This is a genomic window from Bradyrhizobium lablabi, from assembly GCF_001440475.1.
GTDB classification, from domain to species: domain Bacteria; phylum Pseudomonadota; class Alphaproteobacteria; order Rhizobiales; family Xanthobacteraceae; genus Bradyrhizobium; species Bradyrhizobium lablabi.
This window is the reverse complement of the sequence record NZ_LLYB01000038.1, coordinates 5,210-28,817: the sequence shown is the minus strand read 5'-3', so window position 1 is coordinate 28,817 and position 23,608 is coordinate 5,210. Positions and strand designations below refer to the sequence as shown.

General features: G+C 64.2%; 21 protein-coding genes. 9 read left to right on the top strand and 12 right to left on the bottom strand.

Translation table 11 applies throughout. From position 1 onward, the window contains the following. The 3 genes from CQ14_RS03805 to CQ14_RS03795 form a co-directional block, all read right to left on the bottom strand. A partial coding sequence (locus CQ14_RS03805; protein WP_057856607.1) for a hypothetical protein occupies positions 1–778 on the bottom strand: 778 nt, incomplete at its 3' end. Between the two features lie 151 nt (positions 779–929). Beyond that, positions 930–1,133, bottom strand: coding sequence for a hypothetical protein (locus CQ14_RS03800; protein WP_108517906.1), 204 nt, complete (start codon positions 1,131–1,133; stop codon positions 930–932). Between the two features lie 281 nt (positions 1,134–1,414). Then, positions 1,415–2,071, bottom strand: coding sequence for a glutathione S-transferase family protein (locus CQ14_RS03795; protein WP_057856606.1), 657 nt, complete (start codon positions 2,069–2,071; stop codon positions 1,415–1,417). A gap of 103 nt (positions 2,072–2,174) precedes the next feature. On the opposite strand from CQ14_RS03795, the gene CQ14_RS03790 reads away from it, so the two are divergent. Beyond that, positions 2,175–2,852, top strand: a complete 678-nt coding sequence (locus CQ14_RS03790) for a DUF599 domain-containing protein (RefSeq protein ID WP_057856605.1) — start codon at positions 2,175–2,177, stop codon at positions 2,850–2,852. Between the two features lie 6 nt (positions 2,853–2,858). Here the strand turns inward: CQ14_RS03790 and CQ14_RS41850 are convergent, their stop codons facing one another. The 5 genes from CQ14_RS41850 to mgtE form a co-directional block, all read right to left on the bottom strand. Then, positions 2,859–3,092 (bottom strand): hypothetical protein, encoded by a 234-nt coding sequence (locus CQ14_RS41850; protein WP_082649694.1) that lies wholly within the window; start codon positions 3,090–3,092, stop codon positions 2,859–2,861. Positions 3,093–3,259: 167 nt separating this feature from the next. After that, the gene (locus CQ14_RS03785) at positions 3,260–4,075 is read right to left on the bottom strand and encodes a hypothetical protein (RefSeq protein ID WP_057856604.1); all 816 of its coding nucleotides are present in this window, start codon (positions 4,073–4,075) and stop codon (positions 3,260–3,262) included. A 61-nt stretch (positions 4,076–4,136) separates the two neighbouring features. Continuing rightward, positions 4,137–4,955, bottom strand: coding sequence for an aldo/keto reductase (locus CQ14_RS03780; RefSeq protein WP_057856603.1), 819 nt, complete (start codon positions 4,953–4,955; stop codon positions 4,137–4,139). Between the two features lie 104 nt (positions 4,956–5,059). Beyond that, on the bottom strand, positions 5,060–5,419 hold the full coding sequence (locus CQ14_RS03775; RefSeq protein ID WP_057856609.1) for a helix-turn-helix domain-containing protein: 360 nt from the start codon (positions 5,417–5,419) through the stop codon (positions 5,060–5,062). Between the two features lie 118 nt (positions 5,420–5,537). Further along, the gene (gene mgtE, locus CQ14_RS03770; RefSeq protein ID WP_057856602.1) at positions 5,538–6,974 is read right to left on the bottom strand and encodes a magnesium transporter; all 1,437 of its coding nucleotides are present in this window, start codon (positions 6,972–6,974) and stop codon (positions 5,538–5,540) included. Between the two features lie 108 nt (positions 6,975–7,082). Between mgtE and CQ14_RS03765 the strand changes: the two genes are divergently transcribed. Together CQ14_RS03765 and CQ14_RS03760 are read left to right on the top strand one after the other, a co-directional pair. After that, positions 7,083–7,874 (top strand): polysaccharide deacetylase family protein, encoded by a 792-nt coding sequence (locus CQ14_RS03765; RefSeq protein ID WP_057856608.1) that lies wholly within the window; start codon positions 7,083–7,085, stop codon positions 7,872–7,874. Between the two features lie 211 nt (positions 7,875–8,085). Continuing rightward, positions 8,086–9,315: a polysaccharide deacetylase family protein gene (locus tag CQ14_RS03760; protein WP_245320178.1), complete on the top strand. Its 1,230-nt coding sequence runs from the start codon at positions 8,086–8,088 to the stop codon at positions 9,313–9,315. A gap of 101 nt (positions 9,316–9,416) precedes the next feature. Here CQ14_RS03760 and CQ14_RS03755 read toward each other — a convergent pair whose 3' ends face one another. Beyond that, complete coding sequence (locus CQ14_RS03755) at positions 9,417–9,791, bottom strand: hypothetical protein (RefSeq protein WP_057856600.1); 375 nt, start codon at positions 9,789–9,791, stop codon at positions 9,417–9,419. A gap of 456 nt (positions 9,792–10,247) precedes the next feature. Beyond that, a complete protein-coding gene (locus CQ14_RS03750) occupies positions 10,248–10,592 on the bottom strand; it encodes a hypothetical protein (RefSeq protein ID WP_199805435.1) in 345 nt (114 codons plus the stop codon). A 307-nt stretch (positions 10,593–10,899) separates the two neighbouring features. On the opposite strand from CQ14_RS03750, the gene CQ14_RS45635 reads away from it, so the two are divergent. The 6 genes from CQ14_RS45635 (at position 10,900) to CQ14_RS03720 (ending at position 22,831) form a co-directional block, all read left to right on the top strand. Then, positions 10,900–11,772 (top strand): flagellar biosynthesis protein FlhF, encoded by an 873-nt coding sequence (locus CQ14_RS45635; RefSeq protein WP_245320177.1) that lies wholly within the window; start codon positions 10,900–10,902, stop codon positions 11,770–11,772. 496 nt (positions 11,773–12,268) lie between these two features. Further along, entirely contained in the window at positions 12,269–16,057 is a 3,789-nt protein-coding gene (locus CQ14_RS03740) for a DUF4132 domain-containing protein (protein WP_057856597.1), read from the top strand. Further along, positions 16,057–17,160 (top strand): ATP-binding protein, encoded by a 1,104-nt coding sequence (locus CQ14_RS03735; protein ID WP_057856596.1) that lies wholly within the window; start codon positions 16,057–16,059, stop codon positions 17,158–17,160. The genes CQ14_RS03740 and CQ14_RS03735 overlap by 1 nt, the downstream gene beginning before the upstream one ends. An 11-nt stretch (positions 17,161–17,171) precedes the next feature. Further along, positions 17,172–19,598, top strand: coding sequence for a DUF5682 family protein (locus tag CQ14_RS03730; protein ID WP_057856595.1), 2,427 nt, complete (start codon positions 17,172–17,174; stop codon positions 19,596–19,598). Beyond that, positions 19,595–20,761 (top strand): VWA domain-containing protein, encoded by a 1,167-nt coding sequence (locus CQ14_RS03725; protein ID WP_057856594.1) that lies wholly within the window; start codon positions 19,595–19,597, stop codon positions 20,759–20,761. The genes CQ14_RS03730 and CQ14_RS03725 overlap by 4 nt, the downstream gene beginning before the upstream one ends. Positions 20,762–20,923: 162 nt before the next feature. Next, a complete protein-coding gene (locus CQ14_RS03720) occupies positions 20,924–22,831 on the top strand; it encodes a hypothetical protein (protein ID WP_210183145.1) in 1,908 nt (635 codons plus the stop codon). A 9-nt stretch (positions 22,832–22,840) separates the two neighbouring features. On the opposite strand, the gene CQ14_RS03715 is transcribed toward CQ14_RS03720, so the two are convergent. Next, on the bottom strand, positions 22,841–23,344 hold the full coding sequence (locus tag CQ14_RS03715) for an RES family NAD+ phosphorylase (protein ID WP_057856592.1): 504 nt from the start codon (positions 23,342–23,344) through the stop codon (positions 22,841–22,843). Next, on the bottom strand, positions 23,341–23,608 hold a 268-nt coding region (parS, locus tag CQ14_RS03710; protein ID WP_156434663.1), incomplete at its 5' end, for a type II RES/Xre toxin-antitoxin system antitoxin. The genes parS and CQ14_RS03715, both read right to left, overlap by 4 nt.

Genomic DNA, 23,608 nt, shown 5'->3' with positions numbered 1-23,608 from the left:
TCGCCGGCGGCTCGGGATTCATGATGCTGACCGGCGGCGTGGAGGCTGAGGTCGGAAATTCGGCATTGGTGGGTTTGCCCGTCGGCATGGACGGCGGCAGCGCCGCCATCATGCCGGCCGCAGTCTGCGTGGGCGCGTTCCATGAGGCCGCGTAGCGCATGATCATGTTTTCGTAGAGGCGTTCTTCCATGTTGGCCGCGATCTGGCGCGTATCGGTCAGCGAGCGGAACGCGCGGCAGGCCGCAGGCGTGCAGCGGTCGCGGACCGTCAGCACATAGGCCATCAGCCCGTAGCGGTCGCGTTCGACGGCCCGGCGCAGCGCCTGCAAGTCGGAGCCGGCCCCCTTGTTCGCGGTGGCGACATCGCCGAGCGAGGTCAATAGCGTGATCTGCGAGGCGGCGTAGGTCACGGCCGCAGCCACCGACTCGGCCGAACCGAACAGCGCCTTCTCGCATGCAGCCAGGACGGCATCACCGGCCAGCTCGTCGATACAGGAAAGCTGCGGCAAGGCGGCGGTCGCGGTCGGGACCGGACGAGGCGCCTCCGCCGACTGAACCGGGCTGGCCACGCCGACGCCGCGGAGGGTCACAGCTCCCGCAACGCCGATCGCGAGCAGTGTGATGAGCGTCAGCACGCCGTTGGCCGTGGATCTCTCCGAGCGCAGCAGCGTGATCAAAACGATGATCCCGACAAGACCGGCGGTCGCCAGCGTCAGGTACAATGGAAGGTTCGGCGAGTGCCAGATCTGATCCAGCGAAGCAGCCCATGCCCAGTTCATGCGCGGTGTCCCTCAACGCAGCGTCAAGCGCGATCGAAAGACGAATGCGTCTTTATCGCATTCGCTTTTCGGCAGATTGGTTCTGCGAACGGGGCCTTTTGACGGCGCTTCGAATGGAACCCCGTCAACCGGCTGCTTGCACACAGCTGTTTCAGGAAATAGCGAGCTGGCTTTCCTTTGCGACCCGTTCGAAAGCTTCGGTCGAGCTTTTGATGCGATACTGACAGTCGTCGCCATCGGTCGGCAACAACCGGATCACCTCGTAGGTGCCGCTTGCGGCCGGACGGGCAACGTTGCTGGCAGTAAAATAGACAGTCTCTCCAACGGAGTACTTATGCTTCAACGCCCTCTCCATTACGCAAGAACGCCGGCCGCGCTCACGGTCCCGCTAAGCTTTCGGCCGACTTGAGAACCCCGCGACAACCTAGCACAGCCGCCTGCCCAAAAGCCAGCGGCATCGAGGCATGGGCAATACGCAAATTCGGCATGTTTTTCAGGGCGATAACCGGCCATCTTTGGGGTTCCCCCGGGGAAACCCGCTTCCCGGTATCGAGGCGCCTTTCCCATTATAGGACAGCTGGCGCCAGACTGATCGAAGGCCGCGGGCCGCCGGCCCCGGCACCAGCCGCGTCGACATCAGACCGTCTCAAACCGTTCGATGACGAGCGTTTCGGCAAGGCCGGCGCGGGTCCATTCCTGAAACGCCGGCAGCGACATCATCGCATCGAAATAATGCCGCGCCTCGCCCTTCACCTCGATCGCATAGGTGCGAAAGCGATGCACGACGGGAGCGAACATCGCGTCCGCGCCGCCAAAGGCGCCGAACAGGAACGGTCCTTCCTTGCCGTAACGGCTGTGGCAATCGGCCCAGATCTCCTGAACGCGCGCCACATTGGCGCGTGCGTCATCAGACAGATCGACGGCGCCGACCGGACGATGCAGGTTCATGCCGCATTCATTGCGCAACGGCATGAAGCCCGAATGCATCTCCGCCGAAATCGAACGCGCATGCGCCCGGCGGGCACGATCGTCAGGCCACAGCTTCACCTGCGGGTATTTCTCGGAGAGATATTCGATGATCGAAAGCGAATCCCACACCGTGACGTCGCCGTCGATCAGCGCCGGCACCTTGCCCGCCTTCGAGAAGCTCAGGATCCGGTCCTTGTCCGCCTTGTCGTCGGTATAGAGCGGAATGAACACTTCCTCGAACGGGATGTCGTTGGCGCGCAGCGCCAGCCACGGCCGCATCGACCATGACGAGTAGTTCTTGTTGCCGATGACCAGTTTCAACATTTGCGAGAAAAATCCTGTTGGAGCCGGCATCTTGCCATAGTGCACCGCACGCGTTCAACCTGTACATCACGATGCCTAGAAGCATGATCGGGGATGCCGCCACATGGGCGCCTATTGGGTCGATATCGCCGCCGTCACGTTCTTCATCGTCGAATGGCTGATCTATGGCTTCACGCTCGAGCACACGGCGTACGGTCGCAACAGCCTGTCGGCGCGCATGAACGCCTATCGCGAGGTCTGGGTGCGCAACATGCTCGACCGCGAGGCGCGGATGGTGGACATGCAGATCATGGCCTCGCTGCAGAATGGCACCGCCTTCTTCGCCTCCACCAGCCTGATCGCGATCGGTGGCGGGCTGGCGCTGTTGCGCGCAACCAACGACGCGCTCGCCGTGCTGCGTGAGCTGCCGATCGACCTCACCCCGTCGCCCGCGCTGTGGGAGATCAAATGCGTCGGGCTGATGCTGATCTTCATCTATGCCTTCTTCAAATTCGCCTGGTCGTATCGCCTGTTCAACTATGTCGCGATCCTGCTCGGCGCGATGCCGCCCTCGACGCAGCGCGACACCGCGGAAGCGGAAGCCCATGTGATACGCACGACGCGGCTGTTCGAGGCGGCGGGCCGGCATTTCAACCGCGGCCAGCGCGCGTTCTTCTTCGCGCTCGGCTATCTCGGCTGGTTCGTCAGCCCCTGGCTGTTGCTGCTGACCACCGGGCTTGTCGTCGTCGTCACCTGGCGGCGGCAGTTCGCATCGAATGCCTGGCAGGCGATGGGGAGTTAGAACAATTCAGATGGTGGCCCCGGTGAGCAGGAACGCGGCGCCGAGCGCAAGCAGCACAAGACCGGGCCAGTTCGATTTGAGTCCGAAGCCGCCAGCCGGTCTTTCAGGTTCCAGGGTGCCGCTGGGTTGTCCGGAGCGCAGTCGCCTTCTACCGCTCAGTCGGCCATGCCAGATTGGCTGAAACGCCATCTGCAATACCCCGCCGAAAACAAGAAGCACACCAAGCCATATGAGTGTCATGCTCGTCTCCCGCCAGTGAATGGCTCGCGAGCTGCCCGCCGGCCGAAGGCTCGACGTCTCTTTGGTCGATTATCAACGTCCGGCCGGTGCTCTCGTTTCGCCTGATATGGTTCCATTTGCCCGGAAGAGAGCGCCCATCACCTCTCCCAGGGCCGGGATGATACGCGCTAGGAAGCGCTAAAATCCCGCGGCGTAAAGCTGAGGTCGAGCACCTTCCATTCGCCGTAGCGGTCCACCGGCAGCATCGCGTAGGGCTGGCAGGCCTGTAGCGCGCTGATAGCTTCCTGCATCAGCAACAGTGCTTTCATCGAGGCCTTGCCTTCGATTGGGACCGGCGTGGCGGCGAGCCTGCCGTCCGGCGCCATCTGCACGCGCAGCTTGACCTCGATATTGTCGGCCTCCGACAGCGAGGCCGGCAGCTTCGAGCAGGTCTTGAGGTGCCGCCGGAATTCCGTGATCAGCGTGCTGGAGATTTTGGCGCCCTCGACCGCCGGCCCGTCAAAATCGTCGTCACCCTTGGCGCGCGCCGCTGCGGTAGCCGAGGGCAGCGGCGACATATCGGGCGGCAGGCCGAGCAGCACCTGGTACTTGATCGAGACGTCCGGCTCGGGCGGCTTGTAGGCCGGCGCCGCCGGTTGGGATTGCGGAGGAGCCGCCGGCTGCACGAGCGCGGCCTGCCGCTGCGGTTGCGGCTGTAGCTGTCCGGACGGCGGCGGCGTGCTGGCAGCAGCGGTCCTGTCGGGCACCGGGAGATCAGGCCTTGGGGTTGGCGCAGGCTCGGGCCTGGTCTCGGCAACGGCCTGTTCGACCGGCTTCGGCTGCTCGGGAATATCCTGCGGCGTCACGATCTCGACCGCGACCTGCTCGGCGGTCACCGTGCCGAACGGATGCACTTCCGAAAACAGCAGCAGAAGCGTCAGCAGCGACACATGCGCGACCGCCGACGCCGTGATTTCAGAAGGTATGATCCGCCGCAGCTCCATCGCATCGCAACGATGTTCGACATTCCCCTGCCACCAGCATAGCGTTCGGCAGCACCGCTCCTCAATCCCATTTCGGCGCGAAGCCGAAATCCGTGAGCCGGCCGCCGGCGTTGCCCATGTCGGATATCTGCTGCATTTCCTCTTCCGACAGCTCGAAGTCGAAAATCTCGATATTCTCCGAGAGCCGCTCGAGTTTCGAGGTGCGCGGAATCGCCGCCACGCCCTGCTGCACCAGCCAGCGCAGGCAGATCTGCGCCGCGGTCTTGCGGTAGCGCTCGCCGATCCGCTGCAGCGCGCGGTCGCTCTTGATGCGGCCCTTGGCGACGGGACTATAGGCTACCAGCGCCATGCCGTGACGCGCGCAGGCTTCCCTCACCTTGGTCTGGTCGAGATAGGGATGGTACTCGACCTGGTCGCAGGCCAGCGGCTCCGGGCAAGCGGCCACCGCCTCCTCGATCAGGGCGACCGTGAAATTGGATATGCCGATATGGCGGGCAAGCCCCTGCTGCCTGACCCGGGCCAGCGCGCCCAGCGTTTCCACCAGCGGCACCTGCGGGTTCGGCCAGTGCAGCAGCAACAGGTCGACCTCGGTCAGGCGCAGCCGCACCAGGCTCTCCTTGGCGGAGCGCTCCAGATCATGGGGCGCGAAATGCGACGGCCAGATCTTGGTGGTGAGGAAAACCTGATCGCGCTTCACGCCTGCCGCGCGCAGCCCCTCGCCGACCTCGCGTTCGTTGTTGTACATCTGCGCGGTGTCGATGTGGCGGTAGCCGAGCCGCAGCGCCTGCTCGACGATCCGCGCGCAGGTGCGCCCGCGCAACTCCCAGGTGCCCAGCCCGATCGCCGGGATTCTTGCGCCATTGGCTTCGACAAACAGCATTGGTTGTATCCGCGGACCGGCCCCATTATGGGCTGCGGGAACAGCCGTGCCAACAGATGGCGTTTAGCAGCGAAGCGAATTCGGAAAACGCGTCAAACGCGGAATTAGGCGGGCGATGGTTCCGTGGCCAGCGCGGCAAATACAGTTTCGGGTGAATGCGCGATCACGGCGAGCAATGCCCGCGCAGGTCCCCGCGGCGCACGCTTGCCCTGCTCCCAGTTCCGGATGGTTTCGACGGGCACGCCAAGCCTTGCCGCGAATTCGAGCTGGGTCAGCTGGGCGCGGCGGCGCAGATCACGCACCGCCGGCAGCGGCGCCGTTTCGTTCGGCGCAGGCACCGTAGACCCGGTCTCAGGCTCGGGCATCGCAGGCACGAGCCCGGGCATCTCGGGCGCGAGCGGGAACTCCTGCCCGTCCCGCAGCTCGACAATCCGTCCATCCGCTTTCAGCCGCAAGCGCTGCATGTTGACCTCGTGGGCCATCATCATCGGCCAAGCGCCTTAAGGTCCGCTTAACGATAAATGCGGCGCTTGCCTGACACGTTTTCTTCACACGCGCCGGCAGCCGCTTGAAAACACTGTGCTACTTCAGCCCGAACCACAGCGTGGCGATGCCGAGAAACGAGAAAAAGCCGACCACGTCGGTGATGGTCGTGACGAAAGTCCCCGACGCCACCGCCGGATCGGCGCGCACCCGTTCCAGCACCATCGGGATCAGGATGCCGCCGAGCGCGCCCGCCACCAGGTTGCAGATGATGGCGAGGCCGATCACGACGCCGAGCCCCGGGATCTTGAACCACGCCACCGCGGCAACGCCGGTGATGACGGCAAAGGCGAGCCCGTTGACGAGGCCGACCATCGCCTCGCGCAGGACCACGCGAAACGCGTTGTTGGAGCCGAGTTCGCGGGTCGCCAGCGCCCGCACCGCCACCGTCATGGTCTGGGTCGCGGCGTTGCCGCCCTGGCTCGCCACGATCGGCGCCAGCACCGCGAGCGCCACCATCTTCTCGAGCTGGCCCTCGAACAGGCCGAGCACGGAGGACGCCAGGAACGCGGTCGCGAGGTTGACCAGCAGCCAGTTGAAGCGGCCGCGCGCGATGGTCCAGACATTGTCGGACAATTCTTCGTCGCTGGTGACGCCGCCCAGCGCCTTGAGATCCTCGTCCGCCTCTTCCTCGATGACGTCGACGACGTCGTCGATGGTGATCACGCCGACCAGCCGGTTGGTGGTGTCGACGACGGGGGCGGCTACCAGATTGTATTTGCCGAACAACCGCGCGACCTCTTCCTGGTCGTCGAGCACCGAGACGCGGCGGCGGTCTTCGTCGATCAGATCGGCGATAGGCACCGGCCGGCGGGCGCGCAGCAGCGTGTCGAGCGATACCGCGCCCTGCCAGTGCTTTTCGGCATCGACCGCGTAGATCTCGTAGAACCGGTCGGGCAGATCCGGGGTGTCGCGCATGTAGTCGATGGCCTGGCCGACAGTCCAGTCCGGCGGCACCGCGATGAACTCCGACTGCATCCGCCGGCCTGCGGAATTTTCGGGGTAAAGCAGGCTGCGCTCCAGCGGCTCGCGCTCGGCCGGCGGCAGCTTTTCGAGGATCTCTTCCTTGTCCTCCTGGTCGAGGCCTTCGAGCAGTTGGACGGCGTCGTCGGACTCCAGTTCGCGGACGCCCTCGGCGACCGTCTCCGGCTCGAGCTCCTCGAGGATCTCCTCGCGGACGGCATCGTCGACCTCGTTCAGCGCCGAGAAGTCGAAATCGGTGCCGGTGATTTCGACGAGGGTGACGCGGTCCTCGGGTTCGAGGGCCGCGATCAAATCGCCGAGATCGGCCTCGTGCAGTTCTGCCACCACCTCGCACAGCAGCGGCCGGTCGGCGGCATGAATGGCGTGCGCGATTTCCTCGACAAATTCGTGACGGAGCTGACCCTCCTCATCCCGCATCGGGAGGTGGTCGAGCACCGAGCCTTCCGTGAGCCGCGCATCGGCGGCTTGGGCAATGTCGATATTCTCGGCCATGCCGCGCCCTCGCCGGTTTGACAGAATGAGAGAAATGTCTGAGCTATCGCCCCGCATTACCCAATCGGCTGCGCCATGCGCAATGCCAAATATCGCCGACCGCAAATGATGCGAAAATTCACCGCGGCGCTGAGCACGGCGGCCGCGACATTGATAACCTTCGTTGCGGCGGCGCCGGCCGCCGAGTGTCCCCGCAAGGACGCGCTCGGCACCTCGCGCGTCCTTGCAGTGGACGCCGCTTCCTACCCGCGCGTGGGGCTCAAGAGCTTTCCGCAGACGCTGCCGCTGCAAGACCGCGAGGTGGTGCTGACCTTCGACGACGGGCCATGGCCTGCGACCGACCAGAAGATCCTGGCGGCGCTGGCGCAGGAATGCGTGCGCGCCACCTTCTTCCTGATCGGAAGGTCGGCCTCCGCCCATCCCGGGTGGGTGCGAAGAATGGCGGCGGAGGGCCACACCGTCGCCCATCACACCTGGAGCCACCGCAATCTGAAATCCATGAAGCCGGAGGCGGCCATCGGCGAGATCGACAAGGGCATCGCCGCGGTCGAAGCGGCACTGCGCGGGACGGCCACCACGACCCCGGGCGCACCGTTCTTTCGCTTCCCCTATTTTGCAATGTCGCCCGCTATGCTGGAGGTCTTGCAGAGGCGCGGCATCGCCGTGTTCGGCGCCGACCTGTGGGCCAGCGACTGGAATCCGATGACGCCGGCCCAGCAGTTGAAACTGCTCACCGAGCGGCTGCAGGTCGCCCGCAAGGGCATCATCCTGCTGCACGATCCGAAGGGGCAGACCGCCGCCATGCTGCCAGCCTTCCTGCGCTACCTCCGCGACAACCATTATCGCGTGGTTCACCTGGTTCCGGCGGATGCCAAAACCGTGTCCGGCAAAGCACATTAGATCACGATCTGTTGGCCAGCGCGGTTCTTGCGCCCGGATCGGGCGCCAGGGCCAAATTAAGTCTGGAATTCAGGTGATTAAGACGGCATTCATGATGCCAGTTGTAAGCCGTTGCGTGCTCTTGGAATGAAGCCGGGGTTCAATGATCGCTAGCGTATTTGGGGAGCTGCGGTGGTCGTGGGCCGCCTTGTGCGTGGGCCTCGTAACCTCTGTGGCCGCACAGGCGTCGGCCGCCGATTGCCCGGGCCATCCCGACGCTATCGGCACGTCACGCACCATCGTGGTCGATCCCCGCGCCTACCCCATCATCGGCACCATGCAATATGGCAAGACGCTGCCGCTGCGGGACCGTGAGGTGGTGCTGACCTTCGATGACGGCCCGCTGCCGAAATACAGCAACCTGATCCTGAACATTCTGGCCGCGCATTGTGCGAAGGCGACCTTCTTCCTGGTCGGCAGCCAGGCCCGCGCCAATCCCGAAGGCGTGCGCAAGGTGCGCGATGCCGGCCACACGGTGGCAACCCACAGCCAGAATCATCCTGCCGGCATGGATCGCATGCCATTCGACCGCTCCAAGCAGGAGATCGAGCAAGGCATCGCATCGGTGACCGCAGCGCTCGGCGACGGCACCGCACCGGCGCCGTTCCTGCGCATTCCCGGCCTGCGCCGCACCGACGAGATCGAGGCGTTTGCCGCTTCCAAGGGGCTTCAGCTCTGGAGCGCCGATTTCCCGGCCGACGACTGGCGCGACGTCTCCGCCAATCGGGTCTATGAGCTCGCGATGCAGCGGCTGGAGCGAAAGGGCAAGGGCATCCTGCTGCTGCACGACATTCAGCCGCGCACGGTGACGGCGCTGCCGAGAATCCTGCACGAAATGAAGGTGCGCGGCTATCGCATCGTCCACGTCGTGCCGGCGACACCGGACCGGCCTGCGACGCCGACCGAGCCGCAGCAATGGCTGTTGCATCCGCCATCGGAAGTCGTGGCGGTTTCGCGCTGGCCGAAGATTCCGACATTCGTTTTCGCCGGCCCTCCCGCGCTCCCCGTCCCGGCCTTGTCCGATCTCGACTGGCGCAATCCGGACGCCCCTGAACGCGCACAGCGGCGCGGGCGCGCCGTTCCCTTGCCGCGGGCAACGCTGTGGCCACGGCAAATCACATTGCCGCCGAGCGGCACGCTGGCCGCGCTCCCGGTGCCGGCTGCGAGCATTTTCAGGATTCCGGATCCGGCGATGCTGGCTTCCCCCGTACGCCGGATCGACATGGCCAATGCCCGTGCCACCGAAGTCTCCGCCAAGCTGGCCGGCAAATCGCGCCGGCCGCGGGCATCAGCCGTTCAGGCCGCTCCAAAGCCTGACGGCGCGGGTACGACCGTGCCCAAGCCGGCGGATTCCAGAAAGAACGGACGCTCGATGCGGGTGGCCGGCCTGAAGAAGCGCTGATCGGGCGTCCTGATCGAATGGATCAGGACCGCGTTCCAGTCATTTGTCTTGATGCATTTTCCTGACGCCTGCCCCCTCGTACAACCCGCAATCGGACGGACTTAGTTCGTCACGATCTTGGCGAGGCAGAGCAGGATGACGATCGCGAGAAACAGGAGGTCGATATAGGCCTTTATCTCGCCGGCATGGCGGAGCCCGCTGACCTCGGTGATGACCTGCTTGCGCGTCGACGTCGAATTTGGCCCCTCGCCCAGCGCCGCCACCAGACGGCGCGCCTCCAGCTCCAGCCGCTCGATGCGCTGGAAGAAGTGAAACGAGCGCAGCGCGGAGGCCGCATGCATGCCGGCATAGACCAGCACGAGAACCGCGACGACCACGCGATGCTGATATTTTTCGAGGAAGTTCAGAGCAAAATAGACCAGCGCCAGGAACACGAAGTTGGAGAGGAATCGATAGGCATAGCTCAGAAACAGCATGAAGATGCTCCGGGTGGTCTTACGTAGCGCGAACTCTTGGAGGCGCCGAACTGCGGCAGGCGCGGGCCGGAATCACCGGCCGGCGGGCTGGCGCACTCTACGCGAACGATGCGACGGCAGGGCATTATTAAGCCGCCCCGGCTTCCAAAGGAATTGCGCCGTGTCATTGCGGACACGCACAGCCCTTGCTGCCGATTGCATGAGGCCAACACCGCAACTTGCGATACGGATACGATCCTGCCGATCAGGGCTGCGGCCACCGCAGCGGCATTCTCAGCGACGACCTGACATCACAAAGAGAACCCGTCATTTGCGACGGGTGCAGGTCTAGGGAGGACTACAAACTAAACTGATTCGCGGTGCGGACGTGTACCGCAATTCACACACGCTATTGGAAACTCATGGCCCCCCGTCGGGACGGCAAATCTGATCGATGTTCCTGATATCTCACGGCGACTACAATTTGCCGTCGATCATCTTGAGCTTGACGGTCTCGCAGGTCTTGCGCACCTGCTCGGTAAAGATCGAGCATTCCTCGATGCGCTTGAAGATCTTCTTGGCTTCCTCTCGATACGACGTTGCGGTATCGCGCATGAAGGCAATGGCGTTATGCACTTCGGCGGTCATTGTCTCGCATCTCTTCGCCGCGTTGATCAGTTCGGCGCCCATTGCTTCGATTTCCTTTGCGGCGGCTTCATAGTCACGGACCACGGCTTCGGCCGAGAGCGCGCCGACGCGCGTAACGCCCTCTTCATGCTCGACGTAATCCGGCATCGGCCCCGAAGGAGCCGCCCTGACCACGGGAAGGCTTCCTACGACAACTTCCTCAAGCTTGGCTAAGTCCAGCGGCGCAGTTCTGTGTAATCGTTCGACACTCGCCATAGGCCATTCTCCATAACTCAATGAACAACCCCCAGCGCGCGAGCATAGCGACCGATTCGTGGCGGAAACCTGAGTCAAAGAAAGCAACTAAAAGGCGAACGTGTGAATGCGCGAGCCGCGAGGTCATGCCGTGGCGCCTCGGTTCACGCGATGCCACGCATAACGAGGCGACGCATCGGAAATGCGCGCGGCTTACGCTTAAGGGGCAATTAACAGTTTTGCTTCATTGATTGAGGTTCCAGCGCAACACCCTTCAAAGCCGCAAGAATTGCGGGGCCGCACTCAACCTCTTCAGGAGGATCGATTGAGGACGCTTCTTGTTTCCGCGCTGGCGACGACCCTGGTCGGCTGCAGTAACCAACAACCAGCCCAGCCGTCATGCGTTGGACTGAACCCGCTGGCCTGCCTCACCGCGGTTCATGTGCCGATTGAACCTGAAGCGCATGACAGCGATGCTGCCGCAATCAGACCGGTGCCTGCCGTCGCCTCGCGCGACGATACGCCGCCGCCATCCCATGCACACCATCAAGTCCGTCGGACACCGAGGCCAATCAAGGTCGCGGCGAAAGCCGCTTCTCGCATTCCGATACCGCTTCCTTCTCCGCAAACAAGCCAGCAGACGACGGGCAATGCCGTTGCCGCACAAGCGACGCCGGCAAGTAGCGCCGATCCGCGTTCAACGACCGACGTTCCGCAGATCCGAACGATCGAGGAGCAGGTGGCGGCGGCCTCTGCGGTTGCGGAGCGAATGTCGGTCCCGACGCTGGATGCGTCGCTGGACGCTCTCGTGGCCATCCTCGTGGCTGACACGAACGTCAAGTCGGTCTCGGAGCTGACCGGCAAGACCATTGCGATCGACGATCGATATTCCGAACAGTCGATCAGCCGCGTCCGGTCCGCGATGGTGGCGGCGGGCGCACACGAAGTCCAGATGAGCAAGGGTCAAACCACGGCGATCAATCGGCTGGTCAGCAAGGAAGTTCCGGCCGCCATCGTCGGGTTGGTCTCTGCCGGCGCCGCGGATAGCTTTCCCGAGCTCACGCGATACAGAACCTTTCAAGTCCCGCTCAAAGCTCGATCGAGCCAGGCCAAGCCGTGACATATCTGCCCCTCGGAGATTCACCTGCCCGCGACCGGATGCGGGCGGAGCAAAAACCAAGAGAACAAAACTGATCTCCGGGGGGCGCGCCGAGAGCGAGGAAGACGTTTAGCAATTTCAACAACTTGCATCTCGCCCAGGCGAGCGCCTTTGAATTCCGGTGCCTTCGAGCGCGGCAACACATCCGACGGCAGCTGCGGCTGGAACTGGAGTCGGGTCGTGTCTATCGCAAAGCCTGTCGGGAGCCTTGCGATATTCCCAAAGCCTCGCACCGGAATTGAGCCATCTTCTTCAAATGATATTGCGGAATGCAGCTGATGCTGCAGATCATCTGCCTTGCTCAATGACGGGCGCCAGCGCCGGTTGAATTGATTGTTCGTGCAGCCGTGATCTGCGGACGTTACCATGCCCCGAATCGATCCCTCCCGGCTTGCGAGAGATGCTTTCATCAAGCCGCGCTGATGTCAGCGTCGGCCTCAATCAAGAAAATTCATGCATGTTTGATTTTCTCAAATCGGTAATCGGCATCGGCAACCCGGCGGGAATTGCCACAGAGGCCGACAACGCAACAGCCAGGGAAATCATAACGGACCTCAAGCGGCTGGAGACGGTCAGCCCGGATCTCGCGAAGCGCGCCATCGTCTACGCCCTGACGGGTGAAGGCGGCTCCGTGCTGCTTCAGATCGAGCAACAGGCCAACGCCGTCCAGACTGCCCTTCGCCACTATCACTATATGAGTCCGACGAACGACGCCCAGAAAGAGGCACAGGCCGCGATCAAGGCGCGCAGCAATGTTATCGGGCGTCAACATGGACCCGAAGCGACGTGGATACGTCGCTATTTCGAGGTGCTCACGCTGCCTCACAAGGGCGCGCGCTGGGGCATGTTCTCGCATCAGGGACCGAGCCCATCCTGGCTTCGGGGCCTTTTTGCCCAGGGCGAGCTCGGTCTGCAGACGAAGCTGGCAACCGATTTCAATACGGTGCTGAGCTGGCGCGATGCTGACGACAGCGCGACGGTTTTCGCGTTGGACCTGCTCGTTCTGGAGAAGATCAATCAATATTACCTTCGCGACTGCAACGTCGCATCGAGGTTTGATTTCAAGAGCGGCCTGCTCGCGGAGAAGCAGGCGGTCATGGCGGCCTTTGCGAAATATGATCGCCCGGGCCAGGCCATCTTCATTCACATCCTGAAGCAATTCGACCTGGTCAAGGACGAGTATTTTCACTTCATCTACCAGCAGTATCTGCTGACAACGAGCAAGGCGGTTCGCGAGGCGGCCCAGAACGCGTTGCTCGCCTCGCCGCCCGAAACGTTGGCCGCCAGCGCCACCCAGACCCTGGCCGACGGCAATCCGACCGCGCGTGCGCAGGCCGCGCAGATCCTGCCGCTCGTGATGGGCGAACGGGCCCGGCCGCTGCTCGAAGACCATCTTGCCAAGGAAACGTCGAAGACCGTCCGCAAGGTCATCGAGCTCGGGCTCGGATCGTCGTTTGTCAGTGAAGACGCCGCCCAGACCGCGCGCACATTGAAGGGCGACGGCGCCGAAGGCTACCTCGCCGCTGACGGGACCGAAGTGCTTTCGCCGCCGCTTGCGCCGCTGCCCGGACCGACGCCTGTGACCGACAGCATCAAGGCCGGCTATTACGGTCTGCTCGACAAGGCTCACGCGCAGCAGGTGAAGCTCTACGAACGGCAAAAGGCTTATTACGAGCAGGCCACGGCCGAGCAACGCAAGACCTGGCGGAATTCGAGCGCGCCGACGCCACCCCAACCAATCGATCACTCCTTTGCCGACCGCTACTGCGCATTGCTGGCTTCGGACCGTCCAATCGACGAGGCCGCGGTCGCCAACATCGGCAATGCCTCCGTGTTCAACCTGTACCTTAGCGAGGCCGCTGCTGATCCTCCGTTCAACAATCCGGAGCTGACGCTGTGGCACCTCTGCCGCGCGCGTTCGATTGAAACGCGCGGATTGCAGAACCAGCATTGGCTCACTGGGCATCTGCTGAACGGCCGAGGAGCCATTGCCGCCGCTATTCATGCGCGACTGACCAAGGGGACCGATCTGCGCACCGTGACGGCGTTGTTGCGGCAGAACCTGGCCTCCAAGGAACTGGCGATGCACGCGCTGAACATCGGCATCTCCGAAGACCTGTCTGCGGAAGCGGTCTGGCCCTATCTCGCGGCTCATTTCGACGTGCTGGACCAGGCGCTCGGGCAAGTGGCGTCGACGGATTTTCGCGATCCGCCGATCCTGAACGCGCTGAACCTGCTCCGTCTGTTTCCGAAATTGCCGGCGCGCTACTTCAACACCGTCCTGATCCACGCGCTGTCGTCGAAGAAATCCGTCAACAAGCCGGCCCGCGCGTTGCTGCTCGAGATCGACGGTATAGAGCAACGCCTGCTGCCGTTCCTTTCGGACAGCAAGCAGGATGTCCGCTCCGGCGTCGCCCAGATGCTCGGCGCCCTCGGTGCCGAGAGCGCCATCGAACCGCTCAAGAAGGCGCTCGGCAAGGAGAAGTCCGAACTGGTGCGGGCAGCGGTGCTCGGCGCGTTGCACCGGCTCAGTGTCGATATCTCCGGCTATGTCTCGCCGGAAATCCTGGTCAAGGAAGCCACCACGGGCCTCAAAGGCAAGAAGGCCAAGGATATCGGCTGGTTTGCGCTCGATACCCTTCCCGCCCTCAGTTGGGCGAGCGGCGGCACGGTGCCTTCAGACGTTCCACGCTGGTGGATCGCGCTTGCAGGAAAGCTGGCGCAGGCCGGCGGCAACACGCTGTTCTCGCTCTGGCTCGATCAGCTCGCGCCCGAGAGCGCCGAGGCGCTCGGTCGTCACATCCTCGGCAGTTTCCTGCGTTACGATGCTGCGCACTGCTCCGAAGACGAAGCCAATGCCTACGCCAAGGCCAATGCCCAGCAACGCTACGATACGTATCAGGGTTACGCGAAACGCTGGGACAACGAGTTTTACCGCTCGTATACCTATGAGAAGGCGTTTGCCGATCTGCGTGCCGAGAAGCTCGGGATCTATCTCAACAATGCCCAGGCCGATCGCGGCATCCTTGGACTTGCGGCGCGCGCGGAAGGTACCTTCGCGGTCCAGATGGTCCGCACCTATATGCGCGATTACTACAAGCGGACCGCGCAGGTCAGGGCGCTCACGGAATATCTGAGCGGCAACACCTCGTCGGCCGCGCTGCAACTGCTACTGTCGATCGCCCGCCGTCATCGCACCAATGCGGTCCAGGTGCTGGCGCAAGCGCTGGTCGAACGCCTTGCCGACGAACGGAACTGGACCACCGACGAACTGGCCGACCGCACCATCCCGACGGCAGGTCTCGATGAGCGGGGCACGCTCGACCTCGAGATCGGCAGCCGCGTCTATCAGGCGAGGCTCGACGCCGAAGACGTGCTCACGCTCTATAATCCCGATGGCAAGGTAGTAAAGAGCCTGCCCCAGGTCAGCGACGGGCCTGACAAGGAGAGTGCCGCGGAAGCCAAGAAGGCGCTCTCGAACGCCAAGAAGGAATTGAAACAGGTTCACGAATTTCAGGCCAAGCGGCTGTATGAGGCGCTTTGTGTCGGCCGGCGCTGGCAGCTTGCCGATTGGCAGCGCTTCCTGCTCGAGCACCCGATCGTCGGACGGCTGGTGCAGCGCCTGGTCTGGCTCGGCCTGGACGCGCAGGGCGAAATCGTCGCCTCGTTCCGACCGCTCGAGGATCTGTCATTGACCGACAGCAGCGACAATGCCGTCGATCCCGCTTCCTTCGCCGCCGTCCAGCTCGCGCACCGCTCGCTGTTCACGGCCGAACAAAGCGAAGCCTGGAAACAACATCTCGCCGACTACAAGGTCGAACCGCTGTTCAACCAGTTGGACCGCTCGGTGCTGACAAGCGGCGTCGGAAGCTCGATCGACGACCGGGCCGGCCACATCATCGAGGCGTTCAAGCTGCGCGGCGCGGCGCAAAAGCTGGGCTATGAACGCGCGCAGGCCGAGGATGGCGGCTGGTTTACGCAATACATCAAGCCCTTCGGCGGCGTCGCGATCAATGCCGTGATCGAATTCACGGGCTCTCCGCTGCCTGAGGAAAATCGGGCGGTGGCGCTGGTGGCGGCCAAGTTCGTGCGGGCGCGCAAGGGCGGGCGGTCGGCTTACGGCGCACAGATCGCGCTCAACGAGGTACCCTCGGTGCTGCTGAGCGAAGTCTGGAACGACCTTCATCAGATTGCACGCGCTGGCAGCGGATTTGCCGAGGACTGGCGCAACAAGGTGGGCTGGTAATGGAACAACGAAATACGCTGCAACTGCGCCCCAGCGCCGAAACCCGGTTCGCCGACGAACTCGCGGCGCTGAAGGCCGCCGATCAGGGAAGACGGCCGCCGGGATGGGCGCTCTCCGCGCGCGCGGCCCGCAGTTTCATCCTCGGCGACAGCAAGCTCTCGATCCGGCGCAAATTCTACGGTGACGATGCGCTGGTCGAGCGTGCCCTGGTCGCCTTGATGAGCGAGCAAGGCCTGATGCTGGTGGGCGAGCCGGGCACGGCCAAATCGATGCTGTCGGAATTGCTGGCTGCCGCGATCAGCGGCTCGTCGATGCTGGTGGTGCAGGGATCGACCGGCGTGACCGAGGACCATGTCCGCTACGGCTGGAACTATGCGCTGCTGATCGCGGAGGGACCGACCCCGCGCGCGCTCGTCCCCTCCCCGGTGATGGAAGCGATGCGCCTTGGCCGCGTCGTGCGCGTCGAGGAGCTGACGCGATGCCCGCCGGAGATTCAGGATGTGCTGATCTCCGTGCTGTCGGAAAAGGTGATGGCGGTACCCGAGCTCGGCGAGAGCGCGAGCGTCTACGCGGCGCCCGGCTTCTCGGTGATCGGCACCGCCAATCTCCGCGACCGCGGCGTGCATGAGATGTCGAGCGCGCTCAAGCGGCGCTTCAACTTTGAAACCGTGACACCGCTGACCGATCCGGCGCTCGAAACGGAATTGATCCGTCAGGAAGTCGACAAGCGGCTCGGTCAGGCGGATATCTCCGTGAACTTCCCCGACGAGGTCACCGATCTTCTCGTCACCACCTTCCAGGATTTGCGCCGCGGTCAGACCAAGGACCAGGTGCCGCTGTCAAAACCGTCAGCCGTGATGTCGACGGCGGAGGCCGTGAACATCGCCCATGCGGCGGCACTTGAGGCGGCGTTCCTCGGCAATGGCGATGTCGGCGGCGGCCATATCGGACGCCAGTTGCACGGCGTCATCGTCAAGGACAATGCGGAGGACGTGAAGAAGGTTCGCGCCTATGTCGATCACATCGTCAAGGAGCGCGCCCGCCGCAGCAAGGTGTGGTCGGATTTTCTCGGCGCAGTGAAGCCCATGAAAGACGAGAGCTGAGGCTCACGGCAATGAGCGTACTCGATCCGGCCGCGACCGCCCTCCGCCTGTTTGATGCCGAACGCAACCTTCATTTCTTCCCGATCCGTCATCACTCGCCGGCCTGCGCGTTGCATCTGCGCGAAGCGTTGCGCGAGATCCGCCCCGCCGCCGTCCTGATCGAGGGGCCGGTCGATTTCGAACCGCTGATCGGCGAGTTGCTCGCGCCGGGCGTCGTACCGCCGGTCGCAATGGTGGCGTTGCCCGATAGCGAGGCGCGCGCCGAGAAAGGCCGCGGCGGCACCACCTATTATCCCATCTGCCGGCATTCGCCCGAATATGTCGCGATCCAGCAGGCGACCGAACTCGGCGCCACCGTCCGCTTCATCGACCTGCCGTCCCGCCACCCCGCGATGCTGTCGGACGGTCGAGACAGGCAGGACCAGCCGCTGCTGCCGATGCGGGAGACCATGTTCGATCGCGGCGCCTATGTGGAGGCGATGTGCGCACGATCAGGCTTTCGCGATGGCCTGGCGCTGTGGGACGGACTGTTCGAGGCGCGCGCCCGCAGCACCGACTGGCGCGGCTTCTTTGCCAGCGTCGGCGCCTATTGCTCGGCGCTGCGAGCGGCATCGGAACCGGATGAATTGCAGGCTGACGGAACGCTGGCGCGCGAAGCCATGATGCGCGCTTGCATCCATGACACGATTGCAATTGCCTCCGGACCGATCGCTGTCGTGACAGGCGGCTTTCACACGCCCGCGCTGATCGACGCAAAACCGGAAGCGCCGCGGCCGGCCGGCGCTACCACCCGCTCGAATGCCTGGCTCATTCGCTACGACTTCCGCGCCCTCGATCGCCTGAATGGCTACGGCGCCGGTCTTCCACTGCCGGGCTTCTACGAACGGGTGTGGGAGCGCCTGACGGGAACGCATGATGATGCCAATAGCTCGCTGACCGAGGAGATCCTGGTCGGGTTTCGCGCCCATCTGATCGCGAACGAACCGGGGCTGGCGTTCGCGTTCCCGACCCTTCGCTCCATGGTCGAGGCGGCAAGGCGGCTTGCCGAGCTGCGCGGACTGTCCGAGCCCGGGCGAACCGAGCTGTTCGACGCGCTGCGATCGTCAGCGATCAAGGAGGAAATCGAGGTCGGCGCTCATCCATTGTTGGCCGCCTTCACGACATATCTCCAGGGCGACCGGCTGGGTGACCTGCCGCCCGGCAGCCGGCTGCCGCCGTTGGTCGAACGGGCCAGGGGCGAAGCCAAATCTCTCGGCCTGTCGCTCGAAGACGCCGTCCCCAAGACGCGCGAGCTCGATATCTACCGAAAACCCCGTCACGGTCAGACCAGCCGGTTTCTGCATGCCATGCGGCTGGTCGCGCCGGCCTTCGCTCAGCGCAACAAAGGCCCCGACAGGGTGCATGGTTTTCGCGCCGACATGCTGATGGAGACCTGGACCTATGCCTGGTCGCCCGCCGTCGAGGCCTCGCTGATCGAGCGGGCCGCCGACGGCGAAACCGTCAGGGATGCCGCCGCCACGATCCTGATCCGGCGCCTCGCCGATCTCGAGAAGGATGGCCAGCGCAACAACGCCGAGGCCGCCTTCAACCTCCTGAGTATTGCCTTCGATGCCGGGATCGGCAGCGCCGCCGACACACTGGTTGCCGCCGTTGGCGTTGCGGTGGATGAGGACACCAACCTGCTGCGCCTGACCAACGCCCTGGTGATCGGTCAGGCCCTCAACAGCCGCGCCAAGGGGATGCAGTCCGACACCAGCATCCGGGCTTTCGCATCCCTGCTTCCTCCCCTGCTCGATCGGCTGGCGCGGCGCATCGCCGAGCTGCTGTACGACCTTGCCGCCGTCAACGCCGACAATGTCGGCGAAGCGACAGGTTGCTTGGCGGCGCTGGCGGAGGCAATGGCCGATCCCGATCCGCCATTTCCGACCCAACCGCTCCGCGATGCCCTGCAGCATCTGATGACCGTCCAGCTCGATCCGCAACTGACCGGCGCCGTCATTGCGCTTGCCGCCTTGATCGGCCTCATCGATGAGGCAGAAGCCGGACAACGCCTGTCGGCTGCGCTGGCAGGAGCATTCGAGCGCCCCGGTGATGCCGTGCGCACGCTTTCGGGCGTGATGGCGCTGGCGCCGCAACTGTTCGTCAACGACAGCAGCGTTATCGCGGCGATCGATGGCTTGTTCGGCGCCGTGGACGACCAGGGATTTCTCGCGCTGCTGCCGCAACTGCGCATGGCGTTTGCCGAACTCAGCCCGCACGAGACCGATCGGGTCGCCGCTGTCGTCGCGGCGGCACATGGTGCCGGCGAAGACGACATCGCCATCCTGCAACAGGTCCCGGATGCGCGTGTCCTGTCGGAGAACCTGGCCCTCAGCGAACGGCTGCGCAGCCAATGGCTCCAGGATGGCCTGGCTGCGTGGCTGGAGCCCTCGCCATGACGCCGCCGAACGACAAGGCCGGACCGCGATTGTCCGCAGAGCAAACGCAGCGCCTGCTGCGCTGGCGCATGGCGTTGGGGCGCTATGCGGACAATCAGCTCGGCAGTTCGGGCCTCACGGCCGAAGAGCTGCGTCGCGACCAATTGCTCGAACGCATCTATGCGGAGCGGGGGCGGCAGCGCGGCCTGCGCCTCGGCAGCGGGCGCAAGGGCTCGCTCGATCCGAGCCAGATCACCATTCCCGACTGGCTGAGCGACAGCCGCCGGCTGTTTCCGGCCTCGGTGTTCGAGACGATTCAGGGCCACGCGCTGAACGACCTCGGCCTGGCCGGATTGTTCGCCGATCCGGCCTCGCTGCAGAAGCTGCAACCCAATCTCGACCTGATGAAGGTGCTGCTCGCCTTCAAGGGGAAAGCGGACCGGAACCTGGTCGAGGCGATCCGCCAGGTCGTCGATACCGTGGTCGAGGAGTTGAAGCGGAAACTGAAGGCGGAGATGGAACGCGCCTTGTCGGGCCGGCGCGATCGCTTCCGCCGCGGCAAGCTGCGATCGGCGGCCAATCTCGACCTCCGCCGCACCATCCGGGACAATTTGCGGCACTATAGCCCCGAGCGCAAAGCCGTCATCGCCGAGCGGCTGCATTTTGTCGCCCGCAACAAGCGACGCATGCCGTGGACGATCATCCTGTGCGTCGACCAGAGCGGATCGATGCTCAACTCGCTGATCCACGCCACCGTGATGGCCTCGATCCTGGCGGGGCTGCCGGCTGTCGACGTGCGCTTCGTCGCCTTCGATACCTCGATCGTCGATATGTCCGACAAGCTTGCCGATCCGGTCGACCTCCTGCTCTCGGTCCAGCTTGGCGGCGGCACCGATATCGCGCGCGCCATGACCTATTGCGAGGGCCTTGTCGTCAACCCCAGCCGTACCGTCATTGCGCTGATCAGCGATTTTGAGGAAGGCGGCTCGCTCGCCGATCTGCTGCGCTGTGTCCGGCGCCTGGCGGAAGCCCGCGTCAGGCTGATCGGCCTCGCCGCGCTCGACACCAACGGCACGGCCGTGTTCGATCGCTCCGCCGCCGCGAAGCTGGCAGGCCTCGGCATGCACATCGCAGCCATGACGCCCGACCGCTTCGCGGAATGGCTGGTCGGAATCATGGACTAGATCATGTCCAGGCTCATCCCGCTTTACGCCCAGATCGACGACGCAACCCTGGAGGCAATGGCCTCCAAGGGCATTGTCCGCCGCGGGCGCGCCGATGCGGTCAATGTGCAGTTCGAAGCGATCGGTGCTGACGAGATCGTCGGCAGCATCGAGGGCGCCACGGTGCGGCTCGACGACAAGGGCCTCACCAAGGCGCGCTGCACCTGCCCGGCTGCCACCACGTGCCGGCACAAGATCGCCATTGTCTTCGCGCTGCGAACCCAGGCCGGCGAGCAACCGGCCGCGCCGGCGGTCGAGATCGATTGGCCCGCCCGCCTCGCGACGTTCGACCGCAAAACCCTGCTGAACGCCGTCGGCAAGACCGGCCTGCGCGAGGCCATCCGGCTGTTTGCCCTGGCGGAAGCTGCGACGATTCACCCCGGCGGTCTCTCGCTCAGAGTGGTGTTGCGGCTGAGCGCTGAGGAGATCGAGGTCGCGGTGCCGGCCGAGGGCGATTTCAGCTCCGTCGTTTCCGGCCTGCCCGAGCGCCGCCGACCTGCCGGCCATGCCGCCGCCATCCTCGCAGCACGCCGCCATTTCGGCCACGAGACGATCGAGGTCGACGAAGCGGAAACTGTCGCCGATCAAAAGGCATTCGTACCCGACGGACCGCTGCTCGCCGCCATGCGGGACGCGGTGTGCCGCGCCTATTCGCAAGGCTTTGCCGTCCCATCGCGCGCGCTCGAAGAGCGGCTGATGCTGCTGGCGGTTTCCAGCCGCGCCGAGGCGATGCCGCGTCTTTCCGCCAGCCTGCGGCGCATCGCCGAGGGGTTGGAACAGCGCCGCTCGCGCAACGTCAACCATAACGCGGTGGAGCTGCTGCGCGAGATCGCCTTTGCCCACGCCCTGCTCTATTCGGTTTCGTACACCAGCGACGACGCACGTTTGCGCAGACTTGCGGGCACGGTGCGCGCGGAATACGAGCCCATCGGCGATGCCGGCCTGATTGGCCTCGGTGCGACGCTGTTCGAGACGATCGCCGGCGCGGTCGGCGTGACCGGCCATTTTGTCGAACCGGCAACGGGGCGTCGATTCACGGCCACGCTGGCCAGGGGCACCACCCACGACACGCGCTTCGATCCGCGCGCGGCCTATCGCACCCAATCTATCTGGGGCCATACGCTGGCCCGGCTTTCGTTGGCCACCTTCCAGCTTGCCGGCGCGCAGGCGTCCTCAACCGGCCGGCTCTCCTTGTCGCAGACGAGCCGCGCCGAAAAGATCCAGCCGTTCAAGCCGAGCCAAGAGGAAATCGCCGGCTGGGCGCGGGGTGGTCCGCTCGCCGATCTCTCCCATATGTCCTGGCCAATCCTCGCCGACCATCTCGCCCGCTGCTTCGCGCCTTCGCTCGATGCGCCACCGCTTCCGGCACAGCCGGTGGTCCTGCTGCCGAGCCGGATCGCGCCCGTGACCTTTGACGATCTGACCCAGCGCCTGCGCTGGCCATTGATGGACCTGAGCGGCGCGTGGATTTCGCTCACGCTCGACCATGACGACGAAGGACGTGGACTTGGCGCCAGCCGCATCGCCGCGCTCGAGGCCGCGCTCGGCGACGGCGGCAACAAGCGGCCGTTTGCCATCGTCGCGATCGCAAGACCCGAAGGCGGGAAGATCGTGCTGGAGCCGATCGCGCTCTGGGGAGAGACCCAGACGTCGCTCGACTTCCCCGATCGAATCCCCGCACACGGCGGCGACGTCGTCTCCCGCATCATGGCGGGCCTGCGCAGGAGGGCAGCCCAGTTCGCGCCGCCACCGCCGGCCGACGTTACCGTGCGCCAGACGTCCCAACTGCTGCAAACCGGTGTCGATGCGCTGATCGGCTTTGCGGAAGCCGGCCTGCACGCCTCCGCGCAAGAGAGGCTGCTGGCGCCGCTGGCAAAGACCTGTCAGCTTGCGTCGCTGACGCCGCTTGCCGAGCTGTTTTCGCGGACGGTCGCAAGCCGTGGAAGTGACGTCTCTTCCACAGCTCTGGCCACGGCGCAGGGACTGTTCACGCTGCAGAGCTTCAATAGCCGCCTTCAGATCTGGACGTGATCGTCTCGATCAGGTCGGCGGATGCAGTCGGGTATCGAGTTCGAACGGCTCCTGGAAGCGCATCTCGTAGGCCCCTTCTGCCCGTTCGCCAACAAAGATCAAATTCCAGCTGTATTTCGAAACCGCGCTTGGAATGGCAACAAACTTGTAATTCTCTAGAAGCTGATCACCATATTTTTGTTGCCCTGCACTTGGGACTCCGGGGCGAAGCCACGCCTGATTTGGAATTGAGGCCGGATCGACGATGTGTACGGCAGACGGCTCCAGGATGGTGACCGCTGTCAGAACATGAGGAACCGTGTCCAGAACTCGAAAGGTCTTATGGACCGCAACTTCAAGAATCGCAGTCGATGCGTCGAGAGCGCAATAAATCGCTCGCGTGCCTTTCGAATTCCACCGCCCTCCTACCCTGTATGCGCCCTCGCCGCTGCCCCAGGTTGGCGCAAAGACCCTGGAGTCCAGCCGCCATGCGACTAACTCGCTCCCTCCAATCGGCGATGGCAGCGACGTCACGCATAAACACCGTAGGCGAGACGCTCCAGATAATCCTCAACGATCCTTACGCCGGCGGGCGTGGTCAAAAGATCGATCGGACGCTTTTGATTTAACCCGATAGCCGGCCGCTCGAACCATTGCTCAGCTTCCTCTTGCGTGCCAAAAACGGCTGTTGCTTTCGTCAGCAGCTCCGCAAATTGCCACGCTCGACCGGCTTGCTCATGACTCAACAGACCCAACGGTTTCTTTTCCTTCCGTTGAAGGGTGCGCAAGCTCATCCCG